The sequence below is a fragment of the Pseudoalteromonas sp. SG45-2 genome (assembly GCF_014164115.1).
Classification (GTDB): domain Bacteria; phylum Pseudomonadota; class Gammaproteobacteria; order Enterobacterales; family Alteromonadaceae; genus Pseudoalteromonas; species Pseudoalteromonas distincta.
In genome coordinates, this window is the sequence record NZ_JACJEO010000006.1 from 103,842 (window position 1) to 127,583 (window position 23,742).

Annotated in this window: 21 protein-coding genes; 17 read left to right on the forward strand and 4 right to left on the reverse strand. The window is 40.8% G+C overall.

Annotation, left to right across the window (positions count from 1 at the left end):
* The first annotated feature begins 10 nt into the window (after positions 1-10).
* The 15 genes from rsmH (at position 11) to lpxC (ending at position 17,258) form a co-directional block, all read left to right on the forward strand.
* The gene (rsmH, locus tag H5116_RS05855) at positions 11-949 is read left to right on the forward strand and encodes a 16S rRNA (cytosine(1402)-N(4))-methyltransferase RsmH (RefSeq protein ID WP_024606338.1); all 939 of its coding nucleotides are present in this window, start codon (positions 11-13) and stop codon (positions 947-949) included.
* A complete protein-coding gene (gene ftsL / locus H5116_RS05860; RefSeq protein WP_002957986.1) occupies positions 946-1,272 on the forward strand; it encodes a cell division protein FtsL in 327 nt (108 codons plus the stop codon). The genes rsmH and ftsL overlap by 4 nt, the downstream gene beginning before the upstream one ends.
* Complete coding sequence (locus H5116_RS05865; protein ID WP_182715718.1) at positions 1,269-3,086, forward strand: penicillin-binding transpeptidase domain-containing protein; 1,818 nt, start codon at positions 1,269-1,271, stop codon at positions 3,084-3,086. Before ftsL ends, H5116_RS05865 begins: the two co-directional genes overlap by 4 nt.
* Positions 3,079-4,557, forward strand: a complete 1,479-nt coding sequence (gene murE / locus H5116_RS05870) for a UDP-N-acetylmuramoyl-L-alanyl-D-glutamate--2,6-diaminopimelate ligase (RefSeq protein WP_182715719.1) — start codon at positions 3,079-3,081, stop codon at positions 4,555-4,557. Before H5116_RS05865 ends, murE begins: the two co-directional genes overlap by 8 nt.
* Positions 4,554-5,936, forward strand: a complete 1,383-nt coding sequence (murF, locus tag H5116_RS05875) for a UDP-N-acetylmuramoyl-tripeptide--D-alanyl-D-alanine ligase (RefSeq protein WP_165743106.1) — start codon at positions 4,554-4,556, stop codon at positions 5,934-5,936. The genes murE and murF overlap by 4 nt, the downstream gene beginning before the upstream one ends.
* Positions 5,936-7,018, forward strand: coding sequence for a phospho-N-acetylmuramoyl-pentapeptide-transferase (gene mraY / locus H5116_RS05880; protein ID WP_002957990.1), 1,083 nt, complete (start codon positions 5,936-5,938; stop codon positions 7,016-7,018). Before murF ends, mraY begins: the two co-directional genes overlap by 1 nt.
* Positions 7,019-8,353, forward strand: coding sequence for a UDP-N-acetylmuramoyl-L-alanine--D-glutamate ligase (gene murD / locus H5116_RS05885; protein ID WP_182715720.1), 1,335 nt, complete (start codon positions 7,019-7,021; stop codon positions 8,351-8,353). It abuts the gene before it with no gap.
* On the forward strand, positions 8,350-9,525 hold the full coding sequence (ftsW, locus tag H5116_RS05890) for a cell division protein FtsW (RefSeq protein WP_024606332.1): 1,176 nt from the start codon (positions 8,350-8,352) through the stop codon (positions 9,523-9,525). Before murD ends, ftsW begins: the two co-directional genes overlap by 4 nt.
* Positions 9,522-10,598: an undecaprenyldiphospho-muramoylpentapeptide beta-N-acetylglucosaminyltransferase gene (murG, locus tag H5116_RS05895; protein ID WP_182715721.1), complete on the forward strand. Its 1,077-nt coding sequence runs from the start codon at positions 9,522-9,524 to the stop codon at positions 10,596-10,598. Before ftsW ends, murG begins: the two co-directional genes overlap by 4 nt.
* The gene (murC, locus tag H5116_RS05900; RefSeq protein WP_182715722.1) at positions 10,599-12,050 is read left to right on the forward strand and encodes a UDP-N-acetylmuramate--L-alanine ligase; all 1,452 of its coding nucleotides are present in this window, start codon (positions 10,599-10,601) and stop codon (positions 12,048-12,050) included. It begins immediately after the preceding gene.
* On the forward strand, positions 12,047-12,967 hold the full coding sequence (locus tag H5116_RS05905; protein ID WP_058154153.1) for a D-alanine--D-alanine ligase: 921 nt from the start codon (positions 12,047-12,049) through the stop codon (positions 12,965-12,967). Before murC ends, H5116_RS05905 begins: the two co-directional genes overlap by 4 nt.
* 1 nt (position 12,968) lies before the next feature.
* Positions 12,969-13,754 (forward strand): cell division protein FtsQ/DivIB, encoded by a 786-nt coding sequence (locus tag H5116_RS05910; protein WP_002957996.1) that lies wholly within the window; start codon positions 12,969-12,971, stop codon positions 13,752-13,754.
* Positions 13,751-14,983 (forward strand): cell division protein FtsA, encoded by a 1,233-nt coding sequence (ftsA, locus tag H5116_RS05915; protein WP_182715723.1) that lies wholly within the window; start codon positions 13,751-13,753, stop codon positions 14,981-14,983. The genes H5116_RS05910 and ftsA overlap by 4 nt, the downstream gene beginning before the upstream one ends.
* A gap of 21 nt (positions 14,984-15,004) precedes the next feature.
* Positions 15,005-16,240 carry a cell division protein FtsZ gene (gene ftsZ, locus H5116_RS05920; RefSeq protein ID WP_154903867.1) on the forward strand — a complete coding sequence of 412 codons (1,236 nt, stop codon included), beginning with the start codon at positions 15,005-15,007 and terminating at the stop codon, positions 16,238-16,240.
* Positions 16,241-16,346: 106 nt separating this feature from the next.
* Positions 16,347-17,258, forward strand: a complete 912-nt coding sequence (lpxC, locus tag H5116_RS05925; RefSeq protein ID WP_002957999.1) for a UDP-3-O-acyl-N-acetylglucosamine deacetylase — start codon at positions 16,347-16,349, stop codon at positions 17,256-17,258.
* Between the two features lie 81 nt (positions 17,259-17,339).
* Here the strand turns inward: lpxC and yjjG are convergent, their stop codons facing one another.
* The 3 genes from yjjG to H5116_RS05940 form a co-directional block, all read right to left on the reverse strand.
* Positions 17,340-18,014 carry a pyrimidine 5'-nucleotidase gene (gene yjjG / locus H5116_RS05930; protein WP_182711439.1) on the reverse strand — a complete coding sequence of 225 codons (675 nt, stop codon included), beginning with the start codon at positions 18,012-18,014 and terminating at the stop codon, positions 17,340-17,342.
* 13 nt (positions 18,015-18,027) lie between these two features.
* Entirely contained in the window at positions 18,028-18,573 is a 546-nt protein-coding gene (gene yjjX, locus H5116_RS05935) for an inosine/xanthosine triphosphatase (protein WP_096040826.1), read from the reverse strand.
* A gap of 63 nt (positions 18,574-18,636) precedes the next feature.
* Positions 18,637-19,536, reverse strand: coding sequence for a phosphoribulokinase (locus tag H5116_RS05940; protein WP_002958002.1), 900 nt, complete (start codon positions 19,534-19,536; stop codon positions 18,637-18,639).
* Positions 19,537-19,693: 157 nt separating this feature from the next.
* Here H5116_RS05940 and H5116_RS05945 point away from each other — a divergent pair, with 157 nt between their 5' ends.
* Together H5116_RS05945 and H5116_RS05950 are read left to right on the forward strand one after the other, a co-directional pair.
* On the forward strand, positions 19,694-20,569 hold the full coding sequence (locus tag H5116_RS05945; protein WP_182715724.1) for a hypothetical protein: 876 nt from the start codon (positions 19,694-19,696) through the stop codon (positions 20,567-20,569).
* Positions 20,570-20,644: 75 nt separating this feature from the next.
* On the forward strand, positions 20,645-21,010 hold the full coding sequence (locus H5116_RS05950; protein ID WP_007376965.1) for a hypothetical protein: 366 nt from the start codon (positions 20,645-20,647) through the stop codon (positions 21,008-21,010).
* A gap of 82 nt (positions 21,011-21,092) precedes the next feature.
* On the opposite strand, the gene H5116_RS05955 is transcribed toward H5116_RS05950, so the two are convergent.
* Positions 21,093-23,666 (reverse strand): M1 family metallopeptidase, encoded by a 2,574-nt coding sequence (locus H5116_RS05955; protein WP_058154160.1) that lies wholly within the window; start codon positions 23,664-23,666, stop codon positions 21,093-21,095.
* Positions 23,667-23,742: the final 76 nt, after the last annotated feature.

Sequence of the window (23,742 nt, forward strand, 5' to 3'; positions counted from 1 at the left end):
ACAATAGCTAATGACAGCGCAATTTGAACACGTATCCGTATTAATGGATGAGACCATCGATGCCCTTGCAATTAAGCCAGACGGTATATACATGGATGGTACATTTGGACGTGGTGGCCACTCTGGGCAAATTTTAGCACGCCTTGGTGATGAAGGTCGCCTGCAAGCAATTGACCAAGATCCACAAGCAATACAATCAGCTGAAAAATTTGCTGATGACCCGCGTTTTGCAATTGCACATACTCGCTTTTCAAACTTATACGAAGTAGCACAGCAAAACGATCTAATTGGTAAAGTCGATGGCATTTTATTAGACATTGGTGTTTCGTCACCACAATTAGATGACGCTGAGCGTGGCTTTAGTTTTATGAAAGACGGCCCACTCGATATGCGTATGGACCCTACAACAGGTCGCAGTGCAGCACAGTGGTTAGCAGAGGCTGAGTTGGATGATATTACCCACGTAATTAAAAAATTGGGCGAAGAAAAGTTTGGTAAACGCATTGCACACAAAGTACTTGAAGTTCGTGAGCACACGCCAATCACAACTACCAAGCAGCTTGCTGACCTTGTTGATGAAGCTGTACCGGTAAAAGATAAGTTTAAACACCCAGCTACCCGTACTTTTCAGGCTATTCGTATTTACATTAATAGTGAGCTTGAAGAGATTCAAACTGCGCTACAGTCTGCAGTTAAAGTGCTAAAGCCAGGCGGACGTTTAGTAGTGATTTCGTTTCATTCTTTAGAAGACCGTATTGTAAAACAGTTTATTAGAAAACAGAGTAAGGGAGAAGCATTACCCAGAGGTTTGCCTTTAACTGATGCACAAATAAATAAAAATCTGACGTTAAAAGCAGTGGGTAAAGCTATTAAGCCAAGTGCTGCAGAAGTAGAGCGTAATCCACGTTCTCGTAGTTCTGTACTTAGGATTGCACAGAGGTTGGGATGAGTAAAAAAGCGAGCTATCGGCAACCTAATTTATTCTTTGAAATATTAAAAGGCCTAGGAGCTAATAAGCTAACCTCGGCCTTGTTGGTTGTGATATTCGCTTCTAGTTTAGCTGTTGTGCAAACAACCCACTTAGCTCGTGGCCAACTTATACAGCAAGATCAATTATTACAAGAACGCGATGAGCTCGATTTAGAGTGGCGCTACTTACTTGTTGAAGAAGAATTTTATTCGCAACATGCACGCATTGAAGAAGTAGCTACATCACAATTGAAAATGAAAAGACCTACGAGTCAAGATGAGCAGGTAATAATAGTACAATGAGAAATAGAGGCAAAAAACCAGTCACTAATTTAATCACATGGCGCTTTATGCTGGTGTGTGCAGTTGTGTTTATGGTGTTTGTAACACTCGTATCTCGCGCTGCTTATTTACAAGTAATAGAACCTGATAAAGCACGTTCAGAAAGTGACAAACGTACCGTGCGCGTTGAAAAACTACATGTGCAACGCGGGATGATTTTTGACCGTAATGGTAAAGAGTTAGCGGTAAGTGTGCCTGTTGTAAGTGTATATGCTGATCCTAAAGCATTGCACAAGTCGCTTGTCTCTAAAGTAATTAAACAAGCACGTAAAAGCGGCGAAGATCATTTATCTTTAGCTGAAAATACCGCCGAGCTTGATAAGCGTACTGCACTTTATTATAAAAACGATTTACGCTGGCGTGAGCTTGCAGATGTATTGCGCATTGATCCTAAAAAGATTAATTCTCGACTTTTAAACGATCCCTCGCGTCGCTTTGTTTATTTAAAGCGCCAAGTTACTCCTGCTGTAGCAAATTATATTGGCGATTTACGCCTACCAGGTATTCATTTACTAGATGAATCTAAACGCTATTACCCCGCCGGTGAGGTTACCGCGCATGTTATTGGTTTTACTAATATAGACGGTAAAGGCATTGAAGGCATTGAAAAGCTATACGAAAACGCTTTAACGGGCGAGGAAGGCCGCCGTACTATACGTAAAGACGCACAAGGGCGTGAAGTAGAAGTGCTTGACGAGCGTGAGCGCGTAGAGCCAGAAAGTATAGAACTAAGTATTGACCAGCGAATTCAAGCTATTGCCTACAAAGCTGTAAAATCAGCTGTACTGACTTACAAAGCCACATCGGGCTCAGCTATAGTAGTTGATGTTAAAACCGGTGAAGTGCTGGCAATGGTAAATAGTCCTTCATTTAATCCAAATAACTTAAGCGATGCTGCACCTCATAAGCGTCGTAATCGCGCAATTACAGATTTGTTTGAACCAGGCTCAACTGTTAAGCCTCTAGCCATTTTAGCTGGGCTAGACTACGGCGCCATTCAGGCAGATGACACGATTGATACCTACCCAGGTTGGATGCGTTTAGGTGGTAGTTTAGTTAGAGATACTCGTAATCACGGCGAACTAACACTGCGCGAAATACTAAAGTACTCCTCAAATATGGGGGTTGCGAAGGTTTCTCAGTTAGTGCCTAAAGATTACCTTGTTGGCTTATATCAAAAAGTAGGCTTTGGCAGTGACACCGGTACTGGAATGGTAGGTGAAAGCAGCGGTTTGTTTTATCCAAATCGTCGTTGGTCTGACTTTGAAATTGCCACTTTATCATTTGGTTATGCAATTTCGGTAAGTACTGCGCAAATGGCGCGCTTTTATACCATGTTAGGCGCTGGTGGAGTTAATCGACCACTGACTATTTTAAAGCAAGATAATATACCTGAAGGCGAACGTATTTTTAAACAAAAAGACGTAGAAGCCGTAGTCCACATGATGGAAAGTGTATTTGAAAAAGACGGTACTGCTCGCAACATAAAAGTTGATGGGTATCGTGCTGCCGGTAAAACAGGTACATCTAAAAAAGCCGTAGCAGGTGGTTATGGTGATGAATATGTAGGTTACTTTGCAGGTGTAGCACCGGCAAGTAATCCTCGTTTAGCCGTGGTAGTTATGATTAATGAACCAGGTGGTGATGTGTACTATGGAGGTGCCACCGCTGGCCCTGCATTTGCAGAAATCATCTCTAACGCATTAAGAATATTAAACGTAGCGCCTGACAAGGAAGAGGTTGCGTACGTACAAGGTAAAGATAACGATGCGTGATTTAAAGGATATTTTAAAATACATCGAAATAGATGCGCCCTCGCAACTGGTAAAGCATTTACGCCTTGATAGCCGTGAAGTAACGCCAGGTGATGTATTTGTTGCTATTAAAGGCCATACACTTGATGGCGGACAATTTATTAATAAAGCAATTGAAAATGGCGCAATAGCTATCATTGCTGACAGATTATGTGAATTTGAAAGCAGTTTTGAGCCACTGTATTTAGTCTCAGAGCTTGATAAAAAGCTTCCAGAATTAGCTAGTCGCTTTTATAGCCAACCAAGTCAGACTCTTGATTTAATTGGTGTGACAGGTACAAATGGTAAATCGACCACCACAGCAATGATTGCCCACTTAGCACAGTTTTGTAGTACTGAGTCGGCTATTATAGGTACTTTAGGTTATGGCCATCCTGATAACTTAATTCCACTGATAAACACAACGCCTTCAACAGTTGATTTACAGCATATTTTGAGCGATTTAAATTCGCAGCATAAAAAGCTGATAGCCATGGAAGTATCATCTCATGGGTTAGTGCAACAACGCGTTGCTAAATGTCAGTTTAAAGCGGCTGTGTTTACTAATCTTTCGCGCGATCACTTAGATTACCATGGTGATATGGCAAGTTACGGTGATGCGAAATTAATGCTTTTCCGTGATTTTGAGCCGCAAGTTGTAGTGCTCAATCAAGATGACTTTCAAGCTGAGCAATGGCTTGAAAAGTATGATTTTAATAACCTAATTTGTTATGGCCGCAAAAACTTAGCTCCTAAGAATGCCCGATACGTTTATTTTTCTGATGTTGAATATTCAAGTGAAGGTATTTCGGCGCAGTTGTCGACAAGTTGGGGTGATATTTCTATTAAATCGCCTCTGTTTGGCGAATTCAACTTATATAACTTAACGGCAGCGCTCGCTACATTACTAGGGCTAGGTTATCCGCTTGAGCAATTAGTTGCTGGTTGTGCGCAGTTACAGCCAGTCGCTGGTCGAATGCAAGCTTTTAGCCAAGCTGGCATGCCAACGTGTGTTGTTGATTACGCCCATACACCCGATGCACTTGCACTTGCATTACAAGCATTGCAGTTGCATGTGCCAGGTGGTGTAAGTTGTGTATTTGGTTGCGGTGGCGACAGAGACAAAGGTAAGCGCGCATTAATGGCGCAAGCTGCAGAGCAAAACGCTAATAAAGTGATTATTACCAGCGATAACCCTCGAACAGAAAATCCTGATGACATTATTGCAGATGTAGCAGGCGGTCTAACCCATCCTCAAAATGCACATCTAGAGACTGATAGAGCAACTGCAATTCGTTTTGCTATAGAAAATGCTACAGCTGATGATGTTATTTTGATTGCAGGTAAAGGCCACGAAGATTATCAAATTATAGGCGATAAGCGCATCGACTTTTGCGATCGCCGCTATGTACAAGAACAACTAAAAAAAGCAGTAAGAGGGATAACACAATGATCCCAATGGATTTTGATTGGTTAGCTAATGTGCTAACAACTGATTATCAAGGTGATAATCAACACGTGCTAAATATAAATACTGATACTCGCACAGTGTGCGATGGCGAAGTGTTTTTAGCACTTAAAGGGCCAAATTTTGATGGCCATAAATTTATAGCTGAGGCTAAACAAAAAGGCGCTATAGGCGTTATTGTTCAGCACAAAGTTGATGTAGATATTCCACAATTTATAGTAAGCGATACACGTATTGCACTAGGTACAATTGGCACCGCTGTTATGGCCCAAGTGGCGCCTAAAACAATTGCAATTACAGGGAGTGTAGGCAAAACCACCGTAAAAGAAATGTGTGCAGCAATTTTGTCGGTTCACGGTGATGTATTAGCTACTAAAGGTAATTTTAACAACGATATTGGCGTCCCTCTTACGTTATTGCGCTTAGAGCCTCAACATCGTTTTGCTGTTATTGAGCTAGGTGCAAATCACTTAGGTGAAATTGCTTACACAACGGCAATGACAAAACCAGATGTGGCCGTTGTATGTAATGTTGCAGCAGCTCACTTGGAAGGTTTTGGTAGCTTAATGGGCGTTGCAAAAGCTAAAGGTGAGATTTTTGATGGCCTTAAAGATGACGGCGTTGCCATTGTTAATTGCGATAGTGAATTTAGCCAGTATTGGTTAGATAAACTTGAAGGGCGTAATGTTAAACGCTTTTCTACAACCGAAAAACTCGATATTTGGGCAGAGAACATCACGCTTGATGCCAATGCACGTGCAAGCTTTACGCTTTGCACTAAAAACAAGCAAGTACCTGTTACTTTGGCACTACCTGGTAAGCATAATATTAGTAATGCACTTATTGCAGCAGCACTGACCAGTGAATTTGATGTAACCCTTGAAGAAATAGCCAATGCACTTGCCACAATGGGTGATGTAAAAGGGCGCGTTAATTTAATTGAAGTGTCTGATTTACTTACCGTGGTTGATGACACCTATAATGCCAATGTTAAGTCGGTAAAGGCTGCAATTGACTTGTTAAGTGATATGCAAGGTCACCGCATTTTAGCACTCGGAGATATGGGTGAGCTTGGTGAAGATGCACGTAAGTACCATCAAGAAGTTGGCGAGTATGCACTTGAACAAGGGATTGATGAGTTATTTACATTAGGCGTGTTAAGTAAATACGCAAGTGATGTGTTTGAACTCCCTAATCGTCACTTTTCGAGCCGCGAACAGATGCAGCAAAAAATTCAAGAAAGCATTAATAAAGTGAATAAAAAAACAACAATAGTAGTGAAAGGATCGCGCAGTTCTCGCATGGAATTATTAGTAACCGATTTAGTTAATGGCCAGCAACAAGCCATCAATGGAGTATCATAATGTTAGTTTGGCTGGCAGAGTATTTAACACAGTATTTTAGTGGTTTTCATGTTTTTTCGTATTTAACGCTACGTGCCATTTTAGGTATTTTAACTGCGCTAATTATGTCTCTTTATTTGGGGCCTAAATTAATTCGTGGTTTGCAACGTATGCAAATAGGTCAAACAGTTCGCGACGATGGTCCGCAATCGCATTTGTCTAAGTCGGGTACACCGACAATGGGTGGCTTACTTATTTTAGCGGCTATTTTTACCAGCACGCTACTTTGGGCCGATTTATCAAATAAATATGTGTGGGCAACACTGTTTGTAATTGGCTCATTAGGTATTGTTGGCTTTGTTGATGATTACCGTAAAGTTATTCGTAAAGACCCAAAAGGTTTAATTGCTAAGTGGAAGTACTTTTGGCAATCGGTCATTGCATTAGTTGTAGCTACTGCTTTGTACTTTACCAGTGCACAAGCATCTGAGACATCTCTTGTTGTTCCATTTTTTAAAGACGTATTACCGCAATTAGGTTTGTTTTATATTGTGCTTACGTACTTTGCGATAGTCGGTACATCAAACGCAGTAAACCTGACCGATGGTTTAGATGGCTTGGCGATTGTGCCAATTATTTTGGTGGCTGCAGCATTGGCAATTATTGCTTACTTAACAGGTAATATTAACTTTTCGGCTTACTTACATATTCCACATTTACCTCTAGCGAGTGAGCTTGTGGTTGTGTGTACTGCCATTGTGGGCGCAGGGCTTGGCTTTTTATGGTTTAACACTTACCCAGCACAAGTATTTATGGGCGATGTTGGCTCATTAGCACTTGGTGGCGCATTAGGTATTATTGCTGTTTTAGTACGCCAAGAGTTACTACTTATTATTATGGGCGGTGTATTTGTAATGGAAGCACTATCGGTAATATTACAAGTGGGGTCGTATAAATTACGCGGTCAACGCATTTTTAGAATGGCGCCGATTCATCATCATTATGAATTAAAAGGTTGGCCAGAGCCTCGCGTTATTGTGCGCTTTTGGATTATTTCTGTTGTGCTAGTGCTTGCTGGCTTAGCTACTTTAAAGATTCGATAAATGCAGTATTTAAACGAGATAAAAAACAAACAAATAACAGTGCTCGGACTCGGTGTAACCGGTCTGGGCATTGTGCGTTTTCTATTATCTCATGGCCTCGCCCCCAAGGTCGTTGATAGCCGAGCAACCCCGCCGGGGATTGATTGGTTAAAAGAGCATGCGCCAAATCTAGATACCCACTTTGGTAATTTAGATGACGCTGAGCTTTGTTCAAGCAATATGATTATTATAAGCCCTGGGCTTAGCTTAAAAATACCAGCTGTTGCAAATGCAATTAACGCAGGTGTTGAAGTGATTGGCGACGTTGAGTTATTTGCACGTATTAATACAAAACCGGTTGTTGCTGTTACGGGCTCTAACGGTAAATCAACCGTGGTTACCCTCGCTTATGAAGTATTAAAAGAAGCCGGCTATAAAGTTGCTTTGGGTGGGAATATTGGCACAGCGGTGCTTGATTTACTCAACGATGATTTTGATGTGTATGTACTTGAGTTATCTAGTTTTCAGCTAGATACCACAACGAGTTTAAAACCTGTGAGTGCAACGGTATTAAATGTGTCAGAAGATCACCTTGACCGATACGACAGTTACCAAGCTTATATAGACTCAAAGCTAAGTATTTATGACGGTGCAGAGCTTATTGTTGTCAATGCCGACGATATTCAAACACATCCAGTTGAGCGTGGTACAGCCCCCCTAATCAGCTTTGGTGCTCAACAAGGTGATTACCATTTAGCGCAGCATAATGGCGAAACTCATTTTATGCTTAAAGGCGATGCCTTTTTACCTGTTGATACGCTTGCGGTAGTGGGTAAACACAATTATTTAAATACGCTTGCAGTAATGGCGCTTTTAAGTCCGTTTGAAGTAAGTAAAGCGCAATATAAGAACGCGTTAGGTCAATTTAATGGGTTGGCTCATCGCTGCCAATTTGTAGCTGAGCTTAACGGTGTAAAGTATTTTAACGATTCAAAGGCAACGAATGTTGGAGCGACCATTGCTGCAATAGATAGTTTGGCTAGTAATGGTGAAAACCTGATTGTTATTGCAGGTGGCGATGCTAAAGGCGCTGATTTAAACGCACTTAAACCCTACATAGAACAGCATGTAAAAGCATTAATTTGTTTTGGTAAAGATGCAAGTGACTTAGCTGCGATTACCAATAAGAGCTATTTAACTAACAACATGGAAGAAGCCGTTGCTTTGGCCAGCGTACTTAGTAGTACAGGCAATATTGTTTTGTTAGCACCTGCATGTGCCAGCATTGATATGTATAACAACTATATGCAACGTGGTGATGACTTTATTCAATGTGTTATGGCAGGGCAACTATGATTGCTTTTGCCGATATAAGAGATGCATTAACACCAAAACCTTCAGGTCAGTTGTATGATGTACCGCTGTTGTACTGCGTAATTATGTTAATTGGTGTTGGTTTTATCATGGTAACCAGCGCTTCAATGCCGACCGCTGAGCGGTTATTTGATGACCCATACCATATTACTATTCGCCACAGCATGTTTTTGGCAATGTCTTTTGTGCTTTTTTGGATAAGTGTTTGTGTGCCAATGGATTGGTGGAAACGATCCAACCCTTATTTATTAATACTAGGTATGGTGCTGTTAATAGCTGTATTAATTGTTGGGCGTGAAGTGAATGGTGCTAAACGATGGATACCTATTGGTCCTGTTGGTTTTCAGGTTGCTGAGGCCGCTAAATTATACTTTTTTAGTTATATTGCGGGTTATTTGGTAAGAAAACGCGAAGAAGTACAAGAAAATATTAAAGGCTTTGCAAAGCCAATAGCTGTATTTGCAGTGTATGCGCTACTTATTTTGCTGCAACCTGATTTAGGCACAGTGGTTGTTATGTTTGTAACAACGGTTGGTTTACTGTTTTTAGCTGGCGCTAAATTATGGCAGTTCTTTGTGCTTATTCTAACTGGCGTCGGTTTAGTTGTATTACTGATTATTGTTGAACCATATCGAATGGCGCGTGTTGTCGGCTTTTTGGACCCTTGGGATGATCCTTTTGGTAAAGGTTATCAGTTAGTTCAATCGCTAATGGCTTATAGCCAAGGTGGTTGGTTTGGCCAAGGCTTAGGTAACAGTGTACAAAAACTGCAATATTTACCTGAAGCGCATAACGATTTTATTTTTGCTGTAATAGGTGAAGAACTTGGTTTAATAGGCGTTGTAAGTATTTTAATGGTATTAGCTACTTTAGTATTTAGAGCGTTATTAATAGGCCAACAAGCGCTTAAATGTGGCAAAGAATACGAAGGCTATTTTTCGTTTGCCATTGGTATTTGGTTTGCATTTCAAACCATGGTGAATGTGGGTGCGAGCGCGGGTATTTTGCCAACTAAGGGTTTAACCCTGCCATTTATTTCTTATGGTGGTTCAAGCTTGTTAATTATGACCATTGCCACAGGCATTTTATTGCGCGTAGATTTTGAAACCAAAATGGCAACCAAACAAGCCACCTCACGTGGAGGCAAGCGATGAGTAAAAAATTAGTAGTAGTGGCTGGTGGAACTGGCGGACACATTTTTCCTGGTATTGCAGTGGCTGATTATTTAAAACAGCAGGGCTGGCAAGTTAGCTGGATTGGCACACCAGATCGAATGGAAGCAAGCGTTGTACCTAAGCATAATATAGATATTGATTTTATTAATGTAAAAGGTGTTCGTGGTAACGGATTAAAACGTCTTATTAAAGCCCCATTCATGGTAGTTAATGCAGTATTGCAAGCGCGTAAGGTATTGAAAGAACAGCGTCCTGATGTAGTACTCGCAATGGGCGGTTATGTTACGGGACCCACGGGAATTGCCGCAAAGAGTTTAGGTATTCCGTTAGTTATTCACGAGCAAAACGCTGTAGCGGGTATGAGTAATAAACTGCTAGCTAAGGTGGCTACACGTGTATTAGCAGCATTTCCAAGTGCTTTTGCACAGGGTCAAGCCGAGCTAGTAGGTAACCCAGTTCGCCAAAGCGTTATGAATATAGCCAAACGCGATGTATCAAGCCCTATTAATATTTTAGTGGTAGGGGGCTCGCTCGGTGCACAAGTGCTTAATCAAACATTACCAGAAGCATTTAAAGTACTAAATAATACAGCTCCTATAAGCGTATGGCATCAAACAGGTAAGGGTCATTTATCTACTGTAGAAACAGCTTATAAAATGCATGGCTTTGCGGATGGTAGTACAAAAATAGCTGAATTTATTGATGATATGGACGCGGCGTATAGCTGGGCTGATATTGTTGTTTGCCGTGCTGGTGCGTTAACTGTTAGCGAAATTGCAGCAGCAGGTAAAATGGCTGTTTTTGTCCCTTTTCCACATGCTGTGGACGACCATCAAACAGCAAACGCACAATATTTAGTGATGGCTAATGGCGCATTATTAATGCCACAAGGGCAGTTTAATAAACAATCAATTGTTGAACTATTAAGCCCATATTTAGCCCAACCTTCATTAATTACTGAAATGGCTACAAATGCAAATAAACAAGCCATTTTAGATGCCACAGCAAGCGTAGCAACGCACTGTGAGCAAGTAACAAATAAGAGAAAATAAGTGAAAGAAACGTCAGTACAAGGAAAACACACGCGCCCAGCAATGCGCCGAATAGAAACCATTCACTTTATTGGTATTGGTGGAGCCGGTATGGGCGGTATTGCTGAAGTACTCGCTTTTGAAGGCTACCGTATTACAGGTTCTGACATTGCTCATAGCGCTATGACAGATCGCTTAATTAAAGCCGGTGCTGAGGTATTTATTGGCCATCATGAAAATAACGTGAAAGATGCCAATGTAGTGGTTGTTTCAAGCGCGATTGATGAAACAAATCCTGAAATTATTGCAGCTAAAGCCGCAAGAATCCCTGTTGTGCGCCGCGCAGAAATGCTCGCAGAGCTAATGCGTTTTCGCCACGGTATAGCGATTGCGGGAACGCATGGTAAAACAACGACAACAAGCCTAATTGCAAGTATTTATGGACAAGCAGGGCTCGATCCAACTTTTATTATTGGTGGCTTGTTAAATAGCGCAGGTAGTAACGCAAAAGTAGGTAAAAGTGATTTTTTAATAGCAGAAGCTGATGAAAGCGATGCGTCGTTTTTACACTTGCAGCCAATGGTCTCGGTCATCACAAATATTGAAGAAGATCACATGGATACTTATGGCGGCAGTCTTGAAAAAATGAAAGACACGTATGTCGATTTCATTCATAACTTGCCGTTTTATGGTTTAGCTGTTGTATGTATTGACTCTGAAGTTGCAGCTGAGCTTATCCCGCGCTTTGGTCGCCCAGTTATTACGTATGGCGAATCGAAGGATGCTGATTATCGCATGAGCGACTTTAGCCAATCAGCTAATACGTGCACATTTACAGTAACTAACAAGCAAGGTGAGTGTTTAACTGCCACGTTGAATATGCCAGGTAGACACAACGCACTTAATGCAACCGCTGCGATTGCTGTGGCAAAAGATCAAAACATTGCGAATCATGCAATTTTAGAAGCGCTGCAGAAGTTTGAAGGCATTGGCCGTCGTTTTCAGCACTATGGTGAATTTGAAAACGAGCGGGGCAATGTGATGTTAGTTGATGACTACGGGCATCACCCTTCAGAGGTTGCAGCAACAATTGCAGCAGTACGTGAAGGTTGGCCTGATAAGCGTTTAGTAATGGTATATCAACCTCATAGATTTTCTCGTACACGCGACTTATACGAAGATTTTGTAAAAGTACTTGCTGATGTAGATCAGTTGCTATTGCTTGATGTGTATAGCGCTGGTGAAGATCCTATTGTAGGGGCCGACAGCAAAAGCTTATGTCGTAGCCTTCGTCAACGTGGCAAAGAGCCGCTACACGTAGCAACAAATGCTGAGCTTGCAGGTGTTTTGGCCGCAAATTTACAAAACAATGATTTAGTATTAACCCAAGGCGCTGGTAATATAGGTCAGTTAGTTAAAACATTAGCTGCAACGGGTATGTCGATAGAAAAACTTAAGCAAGGTGAAGTATGACTCAGGTAAACACACAATTTGGTAAAGTAGCGGTACTGCTAGGTGGTAACTCAGCAGAGCGTGAAGTGTCTTTACGATCGGGTCAGGCTGTTTTAAATGCGCTGCAAAATAGTGGTATTGATGCAATTGCATTTGACCCACAAAGTCGTTCTTTGTGGGAGTTAAAAGAATTAAATGTAGATCGCGTTTTTATCGCTTTGCATGGCCGTGGTGGCGAAGACGGCACAGTGCAGGGAGCACTTGAATTTATGGACTTGCCTTACACGGGCAGTAATGTACTAGGTTCAGCACTTGCTATGGATAAAGTACGTTGTAAGCACTTATTTAAATCAGCGGGTTTAAGCACTGCACCTTATACCGTAGTTGATGCTAAAAAAGGCTTTGATGCTGCAGCCATTATGGATGAATTTAAAAAGGTCATGGTTAAGCCATCGCATGAAGGTTCAAGTATAGGTATGGCGCAAGCAAGTACAACACAAGAGCTTGAAGATGCACTAGCTAATGCATTTAAGTTTGATAACCAAGTACTTGTAGAGCAGTGGATCACTGGTCGTGAATTTACAATCACGGTGCTTGGCGACGATGTACAACCAGTCATTGAGATGACGACACCTAATGGCTTTTACGATTACCAAGCTAAGTATCAATCAAATACAACCCAGTATCATTGCCCTGCAGATTTATCAGAGCAAGATACTAAGTACTTACAAGCCATATCGCTAGATGCGTTTGATTTAGTGGGTGCAAGTGGTTGGGGTCGTGTTGATGCTATGCAAGACGAGCAAGGGAATTTTTACCTGCTTGAAGTAAATACAGTACCAGGCATGACTGAAAAGTCACTAGTACCGATGGCTGCAAAAGCGAACGGGGCAACTTTTGAGCAATTAGTTGTTCGCATTTTAGAGCAAACGCTTTAATATGCATCCCCTTTTAGAAAAAGCTCAACAACTAAAACAGCAACTTAACTTTAATTGGTCGCTGATTTTTGGAGTGAGTTTTTTTCTGGTTGTGGTTATAGGCTTAGTACAAATAACCACAGGTGTATCTGATTGGTTAGTTGAAAATAAAGATGCTCAAATTAAGCACCTTACAGTGCAAGGACATCCCAAATACACAGATGAAACGGCAATTATAAAAGCAATTAAAAAAGCCGATTTAAGTAGTTTTTTTGAACTTGATGTTAAGCACGTGCAGCAGCTAGTTCAAGACTTGCCTTGGGTTGCTACCGCTTCGGTACGTAAACAATGGCCTGATACTATACAGGTGTATGTAGTTGAACATGAAGTAGTTGCTCACTGGAATAGCGACTTGTTGCTCAACCAAAGTGGCCAAGCATTTCAAGCCAGCAGCGATAAGTTAGATGATAACTTACCGCAGTTATATGGCCCAGAAGGTAGCGAAGAAGAGGCGTGGGTTGCTTTTAAGCAATTTGATGAAATGCTCAGAGTTAATGGTTTAACATTAACAAGTTTGGCATTATCGGAGCGTTTTTCGTGGCAACTTTGGCTAGATAACGGGATTCGCTTAAATTTAGGGCGTAAAGATAAAGCCAAGCGTGTACAACGTTTTATAGACGTTTATCCACGAATGGAACAACGTGCAGATGCACAAGTAGATACAATCGATTTACGGTATGATACCGGCCTTGCAGTAAGCTTTAAGCCAATGCAAGAAGAACAATTACAAAATAAGAGTAAGGCATGACTAAGTCAGCAGAAAGAAACCTAGTAATAGGATTAGACGTTGGCACCTCGAAAGTGGTTGCCACGGTAGGTGAAATCACCGCAGATAACAAGCTCAGCATTGTTGGTGTGGGCAGCCAAGTATCTCATGGTATGGATAAAGGCGGCGTTAACGATTTAAACTTAGTGTCTGAGTCTATTCGACGAGCAATAGACGAGGCCGAGTTAATGGCTGATTGTCGTATAAGCTCTGTGTATTTAGGTATTTCTGGCAAACATATACAGTGTCAAAACGAAAGTGGCGTGGTGGCAATCAATAACACCGAAGTCACTGACGAAGACATTGAAAACGTAATACATATTGCGCGTTCTGTGCCTATTTCAGCAGAGCGTAAAATGCTACATGCATTGCCACAAGAATACAGCATTGATATGCAAGAGGGCATTAAAAACCCACTAGGCATGAGCGGCGTTCGTATGGAAGCGCGTGCACATATCATTACGTGCTCAAACGATATGGCAAAAAATATCGAAAAATGTGTAGAACGCTGTGGTCTTGAAGTCGATCAACTTATCTTTACTGCACTTGCGTCTTGCTATTCTGTACTAACAGATGACGAAAAAGAGCTAGGTGTTGCAGTACTTGATATTGGTGGCGGTACTATGGATATCACCATTTATATTAATGGCGCACTTCGTCACTCTGCCGTTATACCTGTAGCGGGTAACCAAGTTACTGGTGATATTGCAAAAATATTTCGCACACCTATATCACATGCAGAGTCACTCAAAGTACAATACGCATGTGCTAGTAGCCAAATGGCAAGTAGCGAAGACACAATTGAAGTACCAAGTGTAGGCGGACGACCAGCAAGATTAATGTCGCGCCATACATTATCTGAGGTGGTAGAGCCTCGTTTTAGAGAATTATTTGAGCTTGCGATGGAAGAAATTCGTCGTTCAGGCTTAGAAGACCAAATTGCGGCAGGTCTCGTTATAACAGGCGGAACTGCTAAAATGACTGGCGCTATGGAAGTGGCAGAAGACATCTTCCAAATGCCAGTAAGAATAGGCAGACCAATCGGGATGGTTGGTTTGACAGACTATGTAGATGATCCTTCGTACGCAACCGCTGTTGGTTTGTTACAATACGGGCGTACCATGCAATCGATGAATGCACAAAAGTCGAAAGCAGAGGATAACAATAATTGGTGGAACCGCATTACTAAATGGTTCCAAGGCGAGTTTTAAGACTCAAGTCGGAGAGTAAACATGTTTGATATAATGGAACAACACAGCGAAGAAGCTGTAATAAAAGTAATCGGCGTGGGCGGTGGTGGCGGTAACGCTGTTGAGCACATGGTAAAACAACAGATAGAAGGCGTGCGTTTTATAGCCGCTAATACGGATGCGCAAGCATTACGTAACTCTGCTGCCGATATTACAGTTCAACTAGGCACGCAAATAACCTCTGGGTTAGGTGCGGGCGCAAACCCTGAAGTAGGCCGTAAGTCGGCTGAAGAAGATGCAGATACAATTCGTGCCAGCCTTGAAGGCGCCGATATGGTATTTATTGCAGCCGGTATGGGCGGTGGTACAGGTACTGGTGCAGCACCGGTAGTTGCTAAAATTGCTAAAGAACTCGGTATTTTAACCGTTGCAGTTGTAACACGTCCTTTTGATTTTGAAGGTAAAAAACGTGCAGCAGCCGCTGAACAAGGCATTAATGAATTGTCAGAAATTGTAGATTCACTTATTACAATTCCTAACAATAAATTGCTTAAAGTTTTAGGGAAAGGGACTACACTTCTAGATGCCTTCGCTAAAGCTAATGACGTATTATTTGGTGCGGTACAAGGTATAGCAGAGCTAATTACACGTTCTGGTTTAATTAACGTGGATTTCGCCGATGTTAGAACAGTAATGTCTGCAATGGGTACTGCAATGATGGGAACGGCGTCTGCGTCAGGTCCTGATCGTGCACAAGAAGCTGCAGAAGCAGCTATCTCAAGCCCACTACTAGAAGACGTTGATTTAACAGGTGCTAAAGGTATCTTAGTTAATATTACCGCTGGTATGGACATTGCGATTGAAGAATTTGAAATTGTTGGTAATCACGTTAAAGCACTTGCGTCAGAAAACGCAACGGTTGTTGTTGGTGCGGTAATCGACCCAGAAATGACTGATGAGCTACGTGTAACGGTTGTTGCAACTGGTTTAGGCGGCGATCGTCGTCCACAGTTTGGTATTGTTGATAACGGCTTTAAAAAAGCATCAGGTTCTGATGTTGCAAGCACATCAAACCAAACGAGCAGCATGTACGTACCAAGTTTTGCAAGCCAAGATACAAACGCTGAAGAAAATACGACTAAAGAGCAAGCGCAAAGCAAAGAAAAAGCGCCTTCAACGAGTTCAAGTTCTTCAGCGCAAAATAGTAAAAAAGCAGATAAATCAGAAGGTGGTGATTATTTTGATATTCCCGCTTTTTTACGTAAGCAGGCAGATTAACATTTAATAATACTTTTGTTTGAAATATGTACAAATATTGAAAGGCAAAAGGATTTATGTTAAAATCCGCCGTCTAACTGTAACTGATTTAAAAGTGAGCATACCTATGATTAAACAGCGTACGATTGCACAAGTAGTCAAAGCCATAGGAATTGGACTTCATAAAGGTGAGAAGGTCACAATAACTCTCCGACCTGCGAGCGCAAATACTGGGATTGTATTTCGTCGTGTCGACCTTGATCCGGTTGTTGATTTTGAAACAACACCTGAAGCCGTTGGTGATACGCAGTTGTGTACCTGTTTAATTAACAAAGATGGTGTTCGCTTATCAACTACTGAGCATCTTATTGCAGCTGTTGCTGCAATGGGCATTGATAATCTAATTGTAGAATTAGACAGCTCAGAAGTGCCGATTATGGATGGTAGTGCATTACCATTCATATATCTGTTACAAAAGGGCGGAATTGAAGAACAAAACGTTGCTAAACGCTTTATCCGTATTAAAGAAAAAGTACGCATTGAAGAAGATGGTAAGTGGGCTGAAGTTGAACCATATGATGGTTTTCATATCGACTTTGAGATTGCATTTAACCACCCAGCTATCAATGAAAGTCGCCAACGTATTGGGTTGGATATAACAACGCAAAGCTTTATTGAAGAAATTAGCCGTGCGCGTACTTTTGGATTTATGAAAGATATTGAATACATGCATGCAAACAACCTAGCGCTAGGTGGTAGCATGGATAGTGCTGTGGTACTTGATGAATTCAAAGTTTTAAATCCTAATGGCTTACGTTATAGCGATGAGTTTGTTAAGCACAAGATATTAGACTGTGTTGGTGACATGTTTATGACAGGTCATAACCTTTTGGGTAAAGTAACTGCATTTAAATCGGGTCATGATTTAAATAATAAATTACTACGTAAAATTATGGCTACAGAGTCAGCATGGGAGTGGGCAACATTTGAAACGCCTGTGACGATGCCTGCACCCGGTCTTGAGTTAGCTCCAGCCTAAAAGCAGTAAAAGAACAGCTCACAAACAGTTATAAAAAATGACGCTAATTAGCGTCATTTTTTTTGCGTAAAATTTACTCTATTATAACTCTAAAAGAGCTTGTAACTGATTTAAATGAGTTACTGTATAGGTTGGTTTTATTCCATCGGCTAATTGCTCACCAGGGTGTTGTAACCAGCAAGTATCAATACCTGCATTGTTGCCGCCAAGTATGTCACTTGCAGCAGTATCACCCACCATAAGTATCTCGCTTTTATCTGGGTTACCCATTAGCTCAAATGTGTGCTCAAAAATCGCTTTATTTGGTTTTGCTATACCCACAAGTTCAGATATTACTAACCATTCAAACATATCTTTTAAGCCAGTATGCTCAAGGCGTACGGTTTGTAAGCGGGCAAATCCGTTAGTAATAATACCTAATCGAGCATTTGGCTTAAGTTTATTTAAAAGCTCAATAGCACCAGGTAATGGCTCGCAAATTTGCGCCATAGCATCTAAAAAAGCATCGTTTAGCTCTTTTGCGGGCACATTGAGTTTTGAAGCCCATTCATTAAAGCGTGTTACTTGTAAGTAATCTGCGCTAATAGTGCCATTTTGATAATCAACCCACAGCTGCTTATTGGTTTTTTGATAATGAATATAGTCGTCTTGGCTAAAATCTACGTTGTAAGCTTTAAACATGCGAGTCATGCCCGCTAAAATATCAAACCTAAATAAGGTTTCGTCTGCATCAAACAATACATAGTTGTATTTCATTAAACTTCCTAAATTAATTTGTTTGGCTGTAGAGATCTACGTGTAGAAAGGGCGCCATAGCTAAAGTGAGTGCTTGTGTATAGGTGCTTTCGCGCGTGGCGTGATTGTTTGTAAGTAACCCAATAGCGCCCCCTTTTTGTTTAACGTTGGTGGTATTAAATGCTTTGTCCATTACATCGCCAAGCTCTTCGCCGTTAAGTAATGCGTTATAAAGCACTTGAGGCAAGGGGAGGTTGCTGCTGCGCCCTACAACCTGATTTAAGGCATTATCAATAACTACGTAAGCAAACGTTGCTGCACCATAGCTAAATTGCTCTGCACCGCCTTCCATTGCCACGTAGTAGTGAGCTTGGTAATGCTCTTTGCAATAATTAACACGGTTTTGTGCGCCAACACGTGTTTCTTCTTCGCCAATAGGTTGATCTGGCACATTGGATAGGGCATCAACACCTTGGCAATCAATTTCATGTTCAGGGAAATACATTGCAAAAATATGTTTAGCCGCGTTAATTTTTACAGGGTTTTTAGAACCCACAATAATTTTTAATGAGTACAACACAATGTCCCTTATTGTTACTAAAATCAGCAGTGTACGTGAGAGAGCTCAATCTTAGAAGAGGAGTTAAATAGGTATATCCAAAGGTGCTAAGTTTTCCAGTGCACGCTTTTTCAAAATAATATCTTTAATAAGTGGAGTAAGAACCAGCTCCATAGCTAAGCCCATTTTGCCCCCTGGTACTACAAGCGTATTAATACGAGACATAAAACTGCCTTCGATCATCCGTAAATAATAAGGAAAATCAACATCATCAATCCCCCTAAAGCGAATAACTACAAAGCTTTCATCAAGAGATGGAATATCTTTGGCGCTAAATGGGTTTGATGTATCAACGGTCGGCACGCGTTGAAAATTAATATGGGTACGAGAAAACTGCGGGGTAATATGATTTATATAGTCATCCATACTGCGCACAATAGAGCCCATAACCGCTTCGCGAGAATGGCCTCGTTCGGATGTATCGCGTATTAATTTTTGAATCCATTCAAGGTTAATAATTGGAACCATGCCTATTAATAAATCGACATGCTTTGCAACGTCTACATCTTGATCAACAACACCACCGTGTAACCCTTCATAAAACAAAATGTCAGTATTATGGTCAAGATCTTGCCAAGGTGTAAATGTACCTGGTAATTGATTGTACGGAACGGCTTCATCAAAGGTATGTAAGTAGCGGCGTAACTTTCCTTGACCTGTTTCGCTATAGTTTTCAAACAGCGTTTTTAAAGCGCCAAAGTCATTGGCCTCTCTGCCAAAGTAACTAATATGTTTACCTTCTTGTTGTGCTTCTCGAACTTTTTTATCCATTTCGGGGCGAGTGTAACGATGAAAGCTATCTCCTTCGACAAAAGCCGCTTGAATATTAAGGCTACGGAAAATATGTTTAATTGCATTCGTTGTGGTGGTTGTACCCGCACCAGATGAACCCGTAATCGCAATAATAGGATTTTTAGCTGACATGTTAATTCTCTTTTTTAGGACCAGGTTTTATAACCAGACTAAACTTAACATTATTTTAAGTCGTTTGGGTATCTTAAGAGTTGACTGACTTAGCTCAAGTGACGCCATCAGCAAATAACGTTATCATGAGGTGCTTAAAATTAAAACGAGAGAAAGCATGAAACTTATTAAACCATTACTTGGATTATTTTCTATAGCAGCGCTGAGCCCAATAGTGGTGCAGGCTAGCATGCCAAAAAGCCAAGTATTACTTGCTGATTTAAATACACCTTTCGGGGTACAAGTTAGTATTGTGAGCGATAAAAATAGTTATAACAACCAACCGCACTTAACAAGTACAGGTTTATACTTTACTCATGAAGTATTTAATAAAGGGCAAAGCCAAACTGATATTGCTTATTATGATTTCACGTCAAAAAAAGTTACCAATATAACTAACTCTCCCGTAAGCGAATACTCACCAACAGTTATGCCAAGTGGTGATGCGATATCAGCGATTGTTGTAGAAGCTGACGGTAAGCAAAAATTGTGGCAATACCCACTCAAAAATGAAGATGCGCCACGTCGTATTTTTGATTGGATTGAACCTGTTGGATACCATGCATGGGGTGTCCAAAATGATTTAGTGATGTTTATTTTAGGAAAGCCTCACACGCTTCAATATACTTCTGTTGCACAAGCGAAGGGGGAAATAGCTGCCAGTAATATTGGCCGAACGCTTATTTATAACAACTTAATGGCTGCATTTTTATTTAGCTACACTAAAAACGAGCAACACATTTTAGCGAGTTTTAATCCACAAGATAAACAAGTTGAAGACCTATTAAGGTTACCGGCTCAAGTTCAAGATTTTATTTTAAAAGATAATGCGACCATTGCTTATGCTATTAAAAACCGCGTTTATCAGCGTAAACTTGATGGAAGTGATGAAGTATCGCAATGGCTTAATTTAAGCACCTACTGCGAAACAAATATAACAAGAATGAGTTACAACAATGAAAAACTCGCTTTTGTATGTGATATAACAAAGTGAAGCAGACAAATAAATTCAGATTTTATTGTGTGTATGCGTTAATCTAATACGCAAATTAACTAATAGGGATTACACGTGGCTTATAGTGCAGACGAGCTGACAGAACAGCTCATTAAATTACAGTGCAGAAGTAATTTTAAGATTAAAAATATTGCAGAGTACATGTTAGTAAACTCTAAAGAAGCATTTTATACCCACAGCGAAAGCGGCAAGGGTAAAATAGTAATTCGCCCAGCATTTGAAGTGTTTAGCGATGATTTTAATGATATCGATGGCGTGACGCGTGCGCAAGGGTACTTCCATAGCAGTGAGATGACACGCTTTCCTACGCGCATTTTTAAAAGCGCTCAACCTATTCACTACGGTGTTGCGTTTAAAATAAATTCTGAGCAAGCAGCCAAAGATTTTATAGCCAAGCTAACTATGATTATTGGTAATTAATAAAGCAAAAATATAAACGTAAAAAGCCGCTGAATTTATTTTCAGCGGCTTTTGTTTTTTTATAGCTCAATAAACCTAATAATTACTTACTTTTTAAAAAGCTATTAACCGATTCAAGTTCACGTGTTTTAAGCGCGATACAATCGTTTGTGCTTTCTTCAAGCTTACTTAATGTACGAGCGTAACCAGCTACATCAGCTACTTTTTCGTTAAAGAAGGTTTTTGTTGTCGCTAAACTTTCTGCATCACAGCTTGCAGTTGTAAAGTACGGCAAGTTAGGTATAAAGAACGGCGGTAAGCTTGCTGTTACTTTATCGTAGTTACTGTAAACCCAATCAATAAATAATGCTTGGCGCTCATCTGTGTAACTTTGACCTGACAAAATAGTACGCATGTCAGATGCCGTTACTTCATCCGTTAAGCTATAAGCTAATACCGCTTTTTGTAACTCAGGTTTACCAAAAAAGCCCATAGCTGCAAGCATGTTTGTGCGTACTTGCGGATCTTTAGTCGTTTTAAACGTTGTCATGAATTGATCAAGCAGCGCTTTGTCACCATGAAAAGCAGCAAGAGTTAAGTACGTACCCGCTAAGTATGGGTCTACCTTTTGTGGATCATTTAAATAAACCTGCGTTTGTTCTTTGGCTTTATTGATGACATTTTGATCTTCACCATCAAAACCTAAGCGTGATACAACGGCTGCACGAAGTTGTGCAATAGCACCATCTTCACCCGCTTTTGCTTCTAAACCATATTTTTTAGCAGCAGGCGTTACTGCACCGCGAATAAATTCAGGCCATAGGTCTTTATTGCTATCGTCTTTAAAAGTGCGCTGTTGCGACACTAAGTAACCTAGTGCGGTATTTGCTACGCGAGGGTGGCTATCGCTTACGAACACTTCAAGTGTTTGCATTAACTTAGCAGCAGATATAACACCAGCATCAAGTAGCGCATCAGTAGCAGATAGTAACGCTAAGCGTTCACGGTCACTCAGTACGCTTGGCGCCTTTTTAACAAGTGCGCTAAATTGTGCATCATCCATTACCCAGCGGTAGTAGCCTAATGCACCTTGGTCGGGATAAATCCACTCTGGTTCAAAGTCTAAATCTAGTGTTTGGCTTTGTTTATTAAGTAATACGTTTGCTGTTTTCACTTTATCGCCAGCACCATATTTAATTGCCACCGGTACATTCCATAACTGCTCTGGCGCATCAACGCCTGCGTTTACAAAGCGGCTTTGTGAAATAGTTACTTTGCTACCTTGTTGAGTTACTTTAACTAGTGGGAAAGAAGATTGCTCAATAAACGATTTTAAAACACTCGCTACGTCTTTATTTGACGCTTTACCAAGTGCTTCCCATAAGTCGGCCGCTTCAGCATTTTTATATGAAAACTCTTTTAAGTAGCTTTGAATACCTTTTTGAAATGCATCTTCGCCAATCCAGTTTTCAACCATAGCAAGTACTGAACTACCTTTACTGTAAGCAAGACCTAAACCGTCCATAATGTCGGCTTCGGTTTTAATTGGCTTACGAATAGGCTTGGTGCTTAGGCGTGCATCAAGTGCCATTACGTTGTTTTGTGGCAGGTCTAAGTGCGATTCAAACTCAGGGTTAAGCTGCTTAGTAATTTTTGCAGCCATCCAGCTAGCAAATGCTTCGTTTAACCATAAGTCGTTCCACCATTTCATGGTTACTAAATTACCATACCATTGGTGAGCAAGTTCATGAGCAATAATTGATACATTACGCTGTTTTTTACTGCGTGTTGCTGCAGCTAAATCAACTAATAAAATATCTTCTCGGTAGGTTACTAAGCCTGAGTTTTCCATTGCGCCAAATGGAAACTCTGGTACCGCTACTGAGTCTAATTTTTTGTAAACGTAAGGAATACCAAAATACGCTTCAAGTGCGCCCAGTACTTTTGGCATGTTTTCTTTTGCGTATTGGGCTAAGTGAATTTTACCTTGAGGGGTAATTACACGACCAGGAATTGGCATGCCTTTAATATCTAATTCTTCAAATGGGCCAACAGCCATCGCGACTAAGTATGAAGGAATTGGCGGCGTTTTATCAAAAAAGTGTGTGGTCATATCGCCATCAACCGTTGTTTTTAGTTCTGGCGTATTTGAATATACTTTTTGTGATGTAGGCGCGGTAATCGTTAACTGAAATGGAATTTTGTAACTTGGCTCATCAAAAACAGGAAATGCACGGCGTGCATCACTCATTTCAAATTGAGTAAATAAGTAAGGTGTGCCTTGGTCTAACGTTTTGTATAAACCAACACTTTGACGGTTATATGGCGCTGAAAAATCAACTTTAAGGGTGTATTTACCTGGTTGAATTTGCTCATCACAGCTAAATTTAACTTTACCTGTTTTAAGCATTTCGTTGTTTAAGTCACAGTTTTCGTCGCCAAGCAGTTGCGCCATTTTAACAGCGTAAGCTACGCCATTTAATTCAATGTATTTTGTTGGTTTTAGTACTTCTAGGGAAATCTCAGTCATCCCTGTGAATGTATCTTGGCTCGGATCGAGTGTTAACGATACCTGTTGTGAACTTGGTTTTGCGAGTTTTTCAATAACGAATTCGTTAGCGTTTGCAGCACCCATTGCCAAAGCAACGCTCACTGTTAAGAGGCTTTTAAGAAACATAGTGATCCCTAGATTGTTGTTGTTAGAAACTACCCTAAATAGGCTTTTTTATGCTCATATTATTAGGGGGTTAGAT